Origin of the sequence: Kitasatospora sp. NPDC093550 (genome assembly GCF_044764985.1) — a bacterium.
In the GTDB taxonomy this organism is placed as follows: domain Bacteria; phylum Actinomycetota; class Actinomycetes; order Streptomycetales; family Streptomycetaceae; genus Kitasatospora.
Window position 1 is genome coordinate 199,379 of the sequence record NZ_JBIWJF010000007.1, and the last position, 11,917, is coordinate 211,295.

General features: G+C 75.4%; 8 protein-coding genes. All 8 read right to left on the minus strand.

Annotation, left to right across the window (positions count from 1 at the left end; genetic code table 11):
• Nucleotides 1–12: 12 nt before the first annotated feature.
• The 8 genes from ACIRD3_RS13730 to ACIRD3_RS13765 all read right to left on the minus strand — a co-directional run bounded on the left by ACIRD3_RS13730 (nt 13) and on the right by ACIRD3_RS13765 (nt 11,860).
• On the minus strand, nt 13–2,901 hold the full coding sequence (locus ACIRD3_RS13730) for an AfsR/SARP family transcriptional regulator (protein ID WP_402215146.1): 2,889 nt from the start codon (nt 2,899–2,901) through the stop codon (nt 13–15).
• Between the two features lie 94 nt (nt 2,902–2,995).
• Complete coding sequence (locus tag ACIRD3_RS13735; RefSeq protein WP_402215149.1) at nt 2,996–4,372, minus strand: hypothetical protein; 1,377 nt, start codon at nt 4,370–4,372, stop codon at nt 2,996–2,998.
• Between the two features lie 14 nt (nt 4,373–4,386).
• Entirely contained in the window at nt 4,387–6,258 is a 1,872-nt protein-coding gene (locus ACIRD3_RS13740) for an amino acid adenylation domain-containing protein (RefSeq protein ID WP_402215152.1), read from the minus strand.
• A 35-nt stretch (nt 6,259–6,293) separates the two neighbouring features.
• Nucleotides 6,294–7,628 (minus strand): condensation domain-containing protein, encoded by a 1,335-nt coding sequence (locus tag ACIRD3_RS13745; protein WP_402215155.1) that lies wholly within the window; start codon nt 7,626–7,628, stop codon nt 6,294–6,296.
• A gap of 99 nt (nt 7,629–7,727) precedes the next feature.
• On the minus strand, nt 7,728–9,524 hold the full coding sequence (locus tag ACIRD3_RS13750; protein ID WP_402215158.1) for an acyl-CoA dehydrogenase family protein: 1,797 nt from the start codon (nt 9,522–9,524) through the stop codon (nt 7,728–7,730).
• A gap of 8 nt (nt 9,525–9,532) precedes the next feature.
• Complete coding sequence (locus ACIRD3_RS13755) at nt 9,533–10,312, minus strand: thioesterase II family protein (protein ID WP_402215161.1); 780 nt, start codon at nt 10,310–10,312, stop codon at nt 9,533–9,535.
• Nucleotides 10,305–11,660 (minus strand): MFS transporter, encoded by a 1,356-nt coding sequence (locus ACIRD3_RS13760; RefSeq protein ID WP_402215163.1) that lies wholly within the window; start codon nt 11,658–11,660, stop codon nt 10,305–10,307. The genes ACIRD3_RS13755 and ACIRD3_RS13760 overlap by 8 nt, the downstream gene beginning before the upstream one ends.
• Nucleotides 11,657–11,860 carry an MbtH family protein gene (locus ACIRD3_RS13765; RefSeq protein ID WP_402215166.1) on the minus strand — a complete coding sequence of 68 codons (204 nt, stop codon included), beginning with the start codon at nt 11,858–11,860 and terminating at the stop codon, nt 11,657–11,659. The genes ACIRD3_RS13760 and ACIRD3_RS13765 overlap by 4 nt, the downstream gene beginning before the upstream one ends.
• Nucleotides 11,861–11,917: the final 57 nt, after the last annotated feature.

Consider the following 11,917-nt stretch of genomic DNA (forward strand, 5'->3'; position numbering starts at 1 on the left):
CGCACCGCGGCCTCACCGCGGGCGGCCCAGGCCGATGAGCAGTCCGAGCTCACGCCGCACCTCGAGGGCCGTCTCCGAACGGGAGGTCTCCAGCAGCAGGGCTGCCCGGGCCAGGTGGCCGGCGGCCTCCTCCCGGCGGCCGAGTGCGGCCAGCAGACGGGCGAGCAGCCGCCGGATGTCGGCCTCCCCCGCCGCCGGGCCGTGGCGGTCGCTCAGGTCGAGCGAGCGGCGGGCCGAGACCAGGGCCTCCTCCAGCCGGCCGAGCGCGTGCAGGGCGCGGGCCTGGATGGTCAGCATCCAGACCAGGTCCGGCTTCGAACCGCCCGCGAGCAGGGCCAGGCCGCGCCGGGCGTGTTCCAGGGCCGTCCCGGGCTCGCCGAGGGCGAGCAGCGTGGCGGCCAGGTGATGGCTGGCGGTGGCCTCGGTGCGCGGACGGTCGGCGGCCTCCGCCAGCCGGGCCGCCTCCTGGAGCAGCGGCCGGGCCCGGCCGGGCTGCCCGGCGTCGAGCAGGCCCTCGCCCAGGGTGAGCGCGGTCGGCAGCCGTCGGCGCCACCCTCCGCCCGCCGCGGCGGCGTCCGCAGCGGCCCGTTCGAGCTCCGCCAGGCCCGCCGCCCACTCCTGCGCCTTCACCAGCGCCAGGCCCAGCACCCGGCGCAGCCGCCAGACCCCCTCGGAGTCGCCCGCGCGTTCGGCGGCCCGCAGCCCCGCTTCGGCGACCGTCCGCCACCGGCCGAGGAAGTCGGGGTGGGTGTAGTACGCCGTGCTGCAGTTCTCCGCCAGCCGCCAGGCCCGGTCATGGTCGCCGCGGGCCGTCGTCTCCTCGACCAGCGCCCGGATCACGGGTTCCTGTTCGCGGAACCACGCGAGCCCGGCGGCGTTGGTGGCCATGGCAGGGAGGTCCAGCGGCCGGTGCTCGCGGTGCCGGGAGAGCAGCCAGGGGTACGGGGTGAGCCGGTCGACGGCGGTGGCGACGGCTGTCAGGTGGTAGTCGGTCAGCCGGGCGGTGGCGGCCGCGCGCTCCGCCGGGCCGTACCGCTCGGCGAGCTGCCGGCGGCAGTACTGGGCGACCAGGGCGTCGCGGCGGTACCGGCCGGGGTGGGGCTCGCCGATCAGGTGGGCGCCGGCCAGGCGGCCGAACGTCCGTCGGGCCTCCTCCGCCGGGCAGCCGAGCAGGGCCGCGCCGCCGAGCAGGTCGATCTCCGCGCCGGGATGGGCGCCGAGCAGTGAGAGCAGTCGGGCGGCCGACTCCGGCAGCAGCCGGCTGCTGAGGGTGAGGGCGGCCGTGACGCCCGCGCCGCCGGGGTGTTCGGGGCCGTCGGGGTACGCCTGCTGCTCGGTGATCTCCTGGACGAGGTGGGCGATCCGCCAGCCGGGTCGGGCGGCCAGTCGGGCGCCGGCGAGCCGGACGGCGAGCGGCAGGCGGTCGCACAGTTCGACCAGTCGGGCCGCCTGCTCGGGCTCGGCGGCGACCCGGGCGGGGCCGATCGCGGCGGCGAGCAGCGCGAGCGCGTCCCGCGGCCCCGGGCGGTCCAGCGACCGCCAGGCGCCGCCCTCGCGGGCGATCAGCTCGGCCAGCGCGGACCGGCTGGTGACCACGGTGGCGCAGCCCGCGCCGGTGGGCAGCAGCGGGCGTACGTCGGCCGCCTCCCGGGCATTGTCGAGCACCAGCAACAGCCGCCGGGTGCGGGTCAGTTCGGCGAACAGGGCGGAGCGGTCGGCGCCGTCGGCGGGGATCTCGGCGGCGGGGACGCCGAGTGCGTGGAGGAAGCCGCCCAGCACGTTCTCGGGCCGTTCTGGGCTGCGGGTGTCGTAGCCGCGGAGGTCGGCGAAGAGCTGGCCGTCGGGGTAGTGGCCGGCCGCGTGGTGGGCCCAGCGCACCACGAGGGCGGTCTTGCCGACCCCGGCCGGGCCGACCACGACGGCCAGCGCGGGCTCCTCCGGGTCGGCCTCCCGGACCCGGTCCAGCCAGTGCCAGTCCTCCTCCCGGCCGACGAAACCGCCTCCCGCGCGGGGAAGTTGGCGCGGCGTGAGCGGAAGCGCCGGGCCTGCGGGTGCGCCCGCGGCGGCGGGCGGGCCGACGGGTTCCGGAGGCGTAGCCGGAGCGGAATCCGGAGCCGTCGACAGGACTGGAGCCGAGGGCACGGCCGCGCGTGCGGGCTGTGCCGACGGTACGGGCGGTGCCGCCCGCAGCACCTGTTCGAAGGCCTCGCGCAGGCCCGAACCGGGTTCGACGCCGAGCTCCAGCAGCAGCCGTTCGCGGGTGCGGTGGTAGAGCTCCAGCGCCTCGGCCTGCCGCCCGTCCTGCCGGAGGCAGAGCATCAGGACCCGGACCAGCGACTCCCGCAGGCCGTCGGCGCGCACGGACTGGTCGAGCGAGGGGATCGTTTCGCCACCCCGGCCGAGGGCGAGTTCGACCTCCGCCCAGGATTCGAGCACGCCCAGGTGCTGCTCCTGCAGGGAGCGGGCGGCGGTCTCACGGCGCTCCCCGGCGGGCAGGTCGGTGAGCGGGCAGCCGCGCCACAGGGCGAGCGCGTCGCGCAGCAGGCCGGCCTTGATCCGGGGGTCGTCGGTGTGCGCGGCCCGGCCGGCCAGTTCCTCGAAGCGGTAGAGGTCGACCTGGTCGGCCGCGCCGGTGAGCCGGTAGCCGTTGTCCCGGGTCTGCAACTCCAGTCCGCCGCCGAGCAGTTTGCGCAGCGCGGCGACATGGCCCTGGAGCGCCTGCCGGGCCCGGGGCGGCGGGGTGCCCTCCCAGGCCAGCCGCATCAGCCGCCCGACGGGGACGGTCCGGTTGAACTCCAGGGCCAACCCGGCCAGCACGGCGCGCCGTTTGGCGCTGCCGATGGGCACCACGGCGCCCCCTTCGGCGCACAGCTCGACCGGACCCAGCAGCAGGACCCGCACGTGGCCCTCCCCCTCTTCCTCTCGGTGTCGGCGGACACCCGGTGGACGTCCGATGATCGCAACACGAGACCGACGCGCCCGGTCGGCCGGCGGCTCAGGCGGGCGGCAGCTCGAACAGCGCGGAGCCGGAGAAGGCGCCGTTGGCGACGTTGACGACGCCGACCCCGCTCTCCACCGCCGTGCCCCGGGCCAGCACCCCGGCGAAACCGTCCGCCATCGTGAAGACCCCCCAGACGATCAGCCAAGGCCGCAGGGTGCCGTCCTCGTCCGGGAACAGCTCGGTGACCGGCCTGATCCGGCGCTGCAGCACGTAGGGGCCGTCGAGCGCGGCCGCGACCTGCTCGCGCCACCGCTCGGCGGTGACCGACTCGTCCCAGCCGAGCACGATGCCCTGGCCGCCGTGCGAGACGGTCGGTTTGAGCGCCAGCTCCTGCCGGTTCGCCAGCGCGTGGTCGAGGAGGTCGGCCGTCGTGCCGTCCTCCAGGGTGACCGCGCCGGGGCGCACCATCCTGGTCCACGGCAGCAGGCGGTCCAGGGCGGCGAGTTCGTCCGCGCCGAAGAGCCCGCGGTTGCGCTCGTCGGAGAGCATCGCCAACGCCGCCTTGCTCGCGTACAGTTCGGCCTCCAGCGGGGCGAACAGGTGCACCTCGCCGCGCTCGGCGGCGTCCAGCACCCGGCCCATCAGCGCCGGCGCCTCGGCGGACTCCAGCAGGTCCTCGTTGATGAAGATCCGCAGCACGATGTCCACCGCCCGCCCGCCGAGCCACACCCGCCCGTCGCGGTACTCGAACTCGCCGAGGTGGCAGGGGTGCGCGTCCACACCCAGGTCCCGGAGGTGGGCGCAGAACTCGGCCAGGATCGGGGCCCATCGCTCCTGGTAGCTGCTCGGCCAGTCGGTCATCGCGACCACGGGCCGGCTCTCGGCGTCCAGGCCGGTCTCGGCGTACATGGTCGCCACCAGTTCGCCCATGGTGTCCAGGCAGCCGAGGCCGTGGCGCTCGGCGAAGTCGGCGAGCAGCGGGTGCTCCAGCAGGGCCCGGGCCATCACCGCGTTGTCCATGCCGCCCAGCGCACTGCTCATGTTGGCTTCGAGCAGCTTGAAGCCGGTCTCGTCCACGCACAGGTCGGTCCGGGCCATCCGGGTCACCGAGGCGCCCCGGCTGCGCAGCATCGTCTCCAGCCGGACCCCGGTGACGCCCACGGCCTCGCCGAAGGCGGCCAGGTCCCCGCCGAAGAGCCGGTCGGGCAGGCTCAGCAGGGCGCTGCGGAAGAGTTCCAGGTCGGCGGCGAGCCGGGTCCTCTCCTCGTGGCCGAGGAAGAGCGGGCGGGAGAGGAAGCCGTTGTAGTTGGTGGTGAGCAGCTCGATCTCGGGCTGGCGGCCGATGAGTTCGGCTGCCTTCGCGCCGCGGGCGGTGACCTCGGCGAGGTAGCGCTCGGTCAGGGTGGATCGGTCCATCAGGGAGCCTTCCATGGGATGACGGTACGTCAGCCGCGAGAGACGCGACGGCGGATGAGGTCCGCGAGGGCGGCGAGGTCGGGCTGACGCATCACCTCGGCGGCACGGCAGCGGATCCGGTACTCCTCCTCGATGGCCGCCAGCAGCCGCGCGGCGGCCAGTGAAGTGCCGCCGGCTTCGGCGAAGTTGGCATCCAGGGTGAGGTCGGGCCGGTCGAGCAGGGTGCGGCAGGTGGCGAGCACGAAGCCCTCGGGGCCCGCGCCGACCGCATCCGGTTCCGTCGACGGCTCCCCTTCCACCGGAGGCTCCACGGACGGTTCCGGCCCCACCGACGGCTCCCGCTCCAGCAGTGCGGCCAGCTCGGTGCGGTCGATCTTGCCGTTGGCGTTGAGCGGGAAGTCCGCGACCACCCGGACGACGGCGGGCACCGCCTGGGGCAGCAGCCGGGCCCGGGCGGCCGCCAGCACCTCGGCCTCGGCCGGCTCGCCTCCCTCGGCCGGTCGCAGGAAGGCGGCCAGCCGCGGCGCCCCGCCGGCGCCCGGCACCGGGACCACCACGGCGCGGCGCACCGAGGGGTGCGCCTCCAGGGCGGACTCCACCTCGGCCGGCTCGATCCGGACACCGCTGATCTTCACCTGGTTATCCAGCCGCCCCAGGAACTCCAGCACCCCGTCGGCCCGCATCCGCACCCGGTCGCCGCTGCGGTAGACCCGCCCGCCCAGGCCGTCCGGGCCCGGCGCGAAGCGCTCGGCGGTGCGCGCCGCGTCCAGGTAGCCGATCGCCAACCCGGCTCCGCCGATGAGCAGTTCACCGCTCTCGCCGCGTGGCAGCAGCTCCCCGTCCGGGCCCACGACGCCCACCGTGACGCCGCTGACCGGCACCCCGATCGGCACCGGCTCGGCGGCGTCCGCGACGGCCTCCACCCGGTGCGAGGTGGTGAGCACGGTGGCCTCGGCCGGGCCGTACATGTTGTGCACCGCGGCCGTGCAGTCGGCGGGGGGCCGCACCCGCATCCGGTCGCCGCCCACGGAGAGGTGCCGCAGCGCCAGGCCCGCGGGCCACGGCCGGGAGAAGGCCAGGTCGGCCAGCGGAGTGGGCAGGATGCAGTGCGTGACGGCCGCCTCCCGCCACCAGTCGAAGAGCCCGGCGGTGGAGCCGCGGGCCTCCTCGGGGGCGATGTGCAGCGCGGCCCCCGAGCACAGGGCCGCCCAGAGCTCCATCAGGTGCGGGTCGAAAGTGGTGCCGATCAGCAGACTCACCCGGCTGCCGGGGCCGATGGCGAGGCGGTCGCAGGTCCAGCGCACGAGGTTGGCCAGCCCGGCCTCGGGCACCAGCACGATCTTCGGGGTGCCGGTGGAGCCGGAGGTGGTCACCGCGTAGAAGGCTTCGGTGCGTCGGGGCGCCGGGCCCTCACCTCGGCGCGCCACCCCCAGGCCCGACAGCCCGCCTGTTGCCCCGTCAGCCGACGCCGGGGCGGGCTGTTCCAGGTCCCAGCCGACGGGCGGCTCGGCGCCGGCCTCGGTGAGCAGGCAGCCGATCCCGGCGTCCTCGGTGAGGGCGCGCAGCCGCTCCTCGGCGGGCTCGGTGCCGAGCGGCAGGTACACCGCGCCGAGCCGGGCCAGCGCCACGGCGGCCGCGACCAGCAGCGGTGAGCGGTCCAGTCGGACGCCGACCAGCTCGCCGGGGCCGACCAGGCCGCGCAGTCGTTCGGTGATCAGGTGGGCGTTCCGGTCCAGCTGTCGGTAGCTCCAGGTGTCGGGGCCGCAGACCACGGCCGGGGCGTCCGGGTCCTTGGCGAGCCGGCTCTCGAACCAGTCGAGCGGGCCCCCGCCCGTCCCGGGGGCGGAGACGGGCTCGCCGCCGCGGGCGAGGCTCGGCGGCGGGGTGGTGGCGGTGGTCACGTCGTGGTCCTCTCGGTCGGTGGGTGGCGGGGCCGTCAGAGGGCGGCGAGCGGGGTGTCGGCAGCAGCGAGGTAGTTGCGGAGCATGGCGGTCAGCTCGCCGTGCAGGGCGTCGATCTGCCCGGGCGTGAAGAGGTCCGAGGCGTGGTCCCAGATCAGCAGCATCCCGGCCCGGCGGGTACGGGAGTTGACGGTGCGACGGGCGTCGGGGATCAGCACCACGTCGAGGTCGAAGCGCGAGGTGCCGGTGTTGTAGCCCTCGTGGATGGAGACCTCCAGACCGAGTCCGTCCAGCTGCGGCAGCGGCGCGTCGTGCGCGCTGAACATGACCCGGAAGAGCGGGTTGTCCAGGCCCGCGGTGGAGTGCGCGCCCAGCTCCCGGGCGAGGTCCTGGATCGGCACGCCCTGGTGCGGCAGCGAGCGGAACAGCACCTCGGTGACGTCGTCCACGGCCGTGAGCGCCGTGTCCGCCTGGTCCAGGCGCACCCGCAGCGGCACGGTGTTGACGAACATCCCGACCGTCTCGGCGTGGCCGGGCGGCCGGTTGCCCACCGCGCTGCCGATCACCAGGTCGGTGCGGCCGCTGTGCCGGTGCAGCAGCTGGGCGAAGAGGGTGAGCAGGATCGAGAACGGGGTGTGGCCGTCCCGCCGGGCCACCGCCCGCAGCCGGTCGGCGAGGTCGGGCTCCAGCAGGTAGCGCAGTTGCTCGCCGTGCGGCACCGCGCGCACCCGTGCGCTGTCCACCAGTCCGGGCAGCGGCAGGTCGAAGGCGGCGCCCGCCAGGGCCTCCCGCCAGTAGGCGACCGCCTCCCGCCGGTGCCCGGGCTCGGCCTGGGCGGCCAGCTGCTCGCGGACGTGCTCGGCGTACGAGCGCGGCGCGGGCAGCTCGGCGGGCACACCGGTGGTCAGCTCGCGGTAGGTGGCGAAGACGTCCCGCAGGACCAGGCCGAAGGACCAGCCGTCGTGGACCAGGTGGTGCTCGGTCTGCAGCAGGCGGTGGTGGTCGGGGCCGAGCGCCGCCAGGGTCCAGCGCACCATGGGCGCGGCGGTGGTGTCGAAGGGGTCGTCGTGCTGCTCTCGCCAGAGCGCCTCGAAGGCCGCCTCCGCATCGGGCTCGCCCCGCAGGTCGACGGTGCGCCAGCGCAACCCGCAGTCGGGGTTGACGCGTTGCAGCGGCGGGAAGCCGTCGGGCACGAGCTCCAGGCGGAAGCCCTCGTGGCGTTCCAGCACGGTGGCCAGGCTGCGGCGCAGCGCCTGCTCGTCCAGCGGTCCGCGCAGGTCGAGGGCGGCGGTGAAGTTGTAGGCGCGGCTGTCGGGGAAGAGCTCCTCGTGCAGCCAGACGATCTCCTGCGATCGGGAGAGCTCGAACATGGACGGCCCTTTCAGAGCGGTCGGCGGGGAGGACGGGACGGAGGCGGCGGGCGCAGCAGCAGACGCGGCAGGCGCAGCGGCGGGGGAGGCGGGCGCGGCTCAGCCGTCCGCCGCGGAGGTGTCGGTGAGGGTGTCGCGCAGCAGGAAGTCCAGGCCCTCGCCGTGCAGCCAGCGCTCGGCGAGCGCGCCGTGGCCCGGCTGGTCCTGCTCCTCCTCGGCCAGGCGCCGGCGGGCGTCGGCGACCCGCTGACGGGCGTCGGCGCAGTAGACGTCGGCGAGGTCCTGGCTCGGGCCGGTGCCGGAGACGTCCAGGTCGGCGGCCCGGGCGAGCACCACGGCCATCGTGAACAGTTCGGCGTTGACCCGGTTGAGCAGGATGAGGGTGCGCTCGCGGGCGAACAGCTCCTCCTGGTCGGGGTGGCGCTCGGCCAGGCTCCTGGCGAGGGCCGCGTACTCGACCGCCTGCTCGGCGACGAAGCGCAGGTGCCCGCGGTTGCGCGGGGCCAGCGCCTCGGTCTGCCAGGGCCGGTCGACGGGCTCGGTCGCCACCGGCAGCGGCTCGGGGTAGTGCCGGGAGAGGGCACGCCGGGAGGCCCAGTGGTCCACCAGGAAGTCCACCCCGCCGGCCACCCGCAGGGCGCGCGCATCGCGGAAGTAGCGTTCCACCGGCAGCGGTTGGGCGCCGCGGCGGGCCTTGCTGCGCGCGGTCTCGTAGCCTTCGGCGGCGAGCAGCGAGAGGGTGCGGTCGATGATCCGCCAGGCGGTGAGCGAGGTGATGTTCTTGGCGGCGGTCTGCTCCGGGTCGAGGTCGATACCGGGGTGGGCGTCCTCGGCGAGCAGGCACCACTCGACGACGCTCTCCATCGCGAACACCTCGGCGAGGCCGGTCGCCACGATGCGCCGGATCTCCTCGTACTGCTCCAGGCCGCGGCCGGCCACCGAGCGGCGGCGGACGAACTCGCGGCTCCAGTGCAGGCTCAGGCGCCCGACCGCCAGGGCGGGCGCGGAGATCGGGTACATCCGTCCGCGCACGCTGATGCTGTGCAGGGCCGGGGCGAGCCGCCACTCCGCGTCGGGGTCCAGACCCGCGGGGGCGAACACCCGGCTGTGCGGGACGAAGACGCCGTCCAGGGTCAGCGCCGCGTTGGGCAGGCCCTTGAGGCCCAGGTACTCGTGCCAGGACCGGACGGCGAAGCCCGGGTCGGCGGTGTCCACGAAGAACAGCCGGATCGTCTCCCGGTCGCCTTCGCACACGGTGGCCGAGACCCGCAGCAGCCGGGCGATCGGGCCGTTCTGGATGAACACCTTCTCGCCCGTGAGCAGGTAGCCGCGGCCGTCCTCGGTGGGCACCGCGGTGGTGGTGCGGGAGCGGTTGACCGCCCCGGCGGGCTCGGTGTCGGCGTCGCCGGAGATCGCGCCGTCGGCGAGGATCCCCACCAGTTCGGCCTTCAACTCGCCCTCCGCGAGCACCGGCAGGTAGGCGCCGGCGCCGAGGCCGAGGTGCACGGCCATCGCGTAGCAGGCCGTCACCGACCAGCTGGCGGCGGCCTGGATCATCCGGAAGGCGTTCTGCGCGGAGAGGCCGAGGCCGCCCTGCTCGGGGGCGTCCTGGAGGCGGAAGTAGCCTCGCTCGGCGCACTGCCGGTGGAAGTCCTCGGGCAGGGCACCGCTGCGGTCCACCTCCTCCGGGTCGACGGCCGCCCGCAGGAAGGCCGTCAGCTCGGCCACGGCGGCGTCGCCCCGGACCCGGTCGGCGGGGCTCTGCCGCGGGAAGGGGCTGATCAGGTCCCAGCGCAGCCGCCCGAGTTGGAGCTCGGCGAGGAAGCCGGTGGGGCCGGTGGGGCCGGTGGCGGTGGCGTCGTCCGTCGTGGTGTCGTTCGTGGCAGCGTGCGTCATGGCGGCCTTCACAGGTGGTCGGGGGTGTGGTCGAGGGCCGGGGTCAGCAGCACCCGGCGGAGGTGGCCGAGCAGGGCGGCGCGCTGCTCGCGCAGGTAGAAGTGGCCGCCGGGCAGCAGGTGCAGGCTCAGCGGGCCGTCGCTGTGCCGCTCCCAGGCGGCCAGGTCCTCGGGCGTCAGCCGGTCCTCGCTGCCGCCGAAGACGTGCAGCGGCAGGCCGAGCGGTGGGCCGGGCCGGTGGCGGTGGGTGTCGACGATCTCGAAGTCGGCCCGGTGCGGCGCCATCACGAGGGCCAGCAGCTCCGGGTCCTCGGTGATCTCCTCGGGGAGTGAGCCGTACTCGCCCTGGATCACGGCGAACAGCTCCTGGTCGCCCAGGTGGTACAGCGGTGGCAGCCGGCGGGCCAGGTGCGGGCCGGGGTGGGCGGAGAGCAGCAGGCACTCGGGTTGGGGCAGCCCCCGGTCGCGCAGGGCGCGGGCCGTCTCGTAGGCGAGCAGGGCACCGAGGCTGTGCCCGAAGAAGGCGAACGGGCCTTCGAAGGAGGCCTGTTCGACCAGGGCGGCGACCAGCGGTTCGACGGCGGTGTACGGCTCCTCGTCGAGCCGCGAGCCCCGGCCGGGGAGCTGGACGCCCCAGACCTCGACCTCGGGCAGCTCGTCGCCCCAGCGGACGAACTCGCCGACCGCCCCGCCGCTGTGCGCGAAGCAGTACAGCCGGATCGCGGCCGCGGGCCGCCGGTGGCGGGTGACCAGCCAGCGCGGGGCGGCCGGGTCGGGGTGGTCAGACATGCTGGTCCTCCTTGGTCGGGCCGTCCGTGGGAGTGGCGGCGGGAGTTGCGGCCGGAGTCTCGGCACTGGTCGTGGCAGGGACGGCCGCGGCGGCGACGGGCAGCTCGCGAAGGGCGCGCACCGCCGGGGCCAGCAGCGGCAGCCCGGCCAGCACAGCGCCCGCGCCGGCCAGCCAGAGCACCCCGCGCAGCCCGAGCGGGCCGGCCAGCGCACCACCGAGGAAGGTGCCCAGCGGGATCACCCCCCAGACCACGAACCGCAGCGTCGCGGTCATCCGCCCGCGCAGCTCGGCGGGGGTGACGGCCTGCCGCAGGCTGACCTGGTTGACGTTGAACACGGCGGCGCAGAGTCCGGACAGCGCCATCGCGACACCCAGCAGCGGCAGCGCGGTGGCGGGCCCGGCCAACGGCAGCAGCAGGAGGGCCAGGCCCATCGCGACGGTCGCGCCGAGCAGCGCGGAGCCGACGCCCCAGCGCCGGACGACCCGGCCGTTGATCGCCGCGCCGAGCAGCACGCCCGCGTTGGCCACGGCCAGCACTGTACCCAACTCGCCGGCAGAGAAGTCGAGTTCGCGGACACAGTAGAGCACCAGCACGGCCTGGACCATCCCGAACAGGCCGAACAGGTTGCCGATCCCGGCGCTCAGCGCGATCGGCCGCAGCAGCGGATGCCGGAAGACGTACCCGAGCCCCTCCCGGATCTCGGCGACCAGGCCCGGGCCGGCACCGCGCCGCGACTGCTCCTCGTCCACCCGTACGGCGAGCAGCAGCAGCCCGGAGACGGCGTAGCCGACCGCGTTGGCCGCCACCGCGACCGGTGCACCGACCAGCTGGGCCAGCAGGCCGCCCGCGCTCGGCCCGGCCAACTGGCCCGAGGTCTGGGCCAGTTGCAGCTTGGTATTGCCCTCCACCAGGCGCTCCTCGCCGATCAGGGCGGGGAGGAAGGACTGCGCGGCCAGGTCGAAGAAGACGGTGGACACACCGATCAGCGCGGCCACCGGAAAGAGCAACCACAGCTGCAGCACGCCACACCAGGCGGCCAGCGGTACGGCCAGCAGGACCGCGAAGCGCGCCAGGTCCGCCACCACCATGACGGGCCGTCGGCGCAGGCGGTCCACCCAGGCCCCGGCCGGCAGGCCGATCACCAGGAACGGCAGGTACTGCACGGCCGCCAGCAGGCCGACCTGGAAGGCGCTCGCGTGCAGCACCGTCACCGCCGTCAGTGGCAGGGCGAGTTCGGTGATCTGGGCGCCCAGCACGCTCACCGCCTGCGCGCCCCAGAGCTTGCGGAAGCCGGAATGACGCCAGAGACCCGGCGCCACCCCGCCACCGGAGGCCGCAGCGGTCATCGCCCGGCCCGCTCGCGCACGCTCAGCGGGCGCAGGTCGGCCCAGAGCCCGCCGATCCTGGCCAGGCACTCCGCCCGGGAACCCGTCGTGCCCTCGCCGGCCCAGCCGGGCGGGAGCTCCCGGCCGGCCGGCCAGAGCGAGTACTGCTCCTCGGCGTTGCGGACGACCCGGTACGCGCGGTCGTCGTCGTCCTCGAACATGCTTCTCCTCGGTGTTCGTCGCTCGGTTACGTCGGCGGTTTCGTCGACGGTGTCGTC

What these genes read in the sequence shown, in the direction of transcription:
- ACIRD3_RS13765 (WP_402215166.1), bottom strand. Translation starts at nt 11,860, where the DNA reads ATGTTCGAGGACGACGACGACCGCGCGTACCGGGTCGTCCGCAACGCC.
- ACIRD3_RS13755 (WP_402215161.1), bottom strand. Translation starts at nt 10,312, where the DNA reads ATGTCTGACCACCCCGACCCGGCCGCCCCGCGCTGGCTGGTCACCCGC.
- ACIRD3_RS13750 (WP_402215158.1), bottom strand. Translation starts at nt 9,524, where the DNA reads ATGACGCACGCTGCCACGAACGACACCACGACGGACGACGCCACCGCC.
- ACIRD3_RS13735 (WP_402215149.1), bottom strand. Translation starts at nt 4,372, where the DNA reads ATGGAAGGCTCCCTGATGGACCGATCCACCCTGACCGAGCGCTACCTC.
- ACIRD3_RS13745 (WP_402215155.1), bottom strand. Translation starts at nt 7,628, where the DNA reads ATGTTCGAGCTCTCCCGATCGCAGGAGATCGTCTGGCTGCACGAGGAG.
- ACIRD3_RS13760 (WP_402215163.1), bottom strand. Translation starts at nt 11,660, where the DNA reads ATGACCGCTGCGGCCTCCGGTGGCGGGGTGGCGCCGGGTCTCTGGCGT.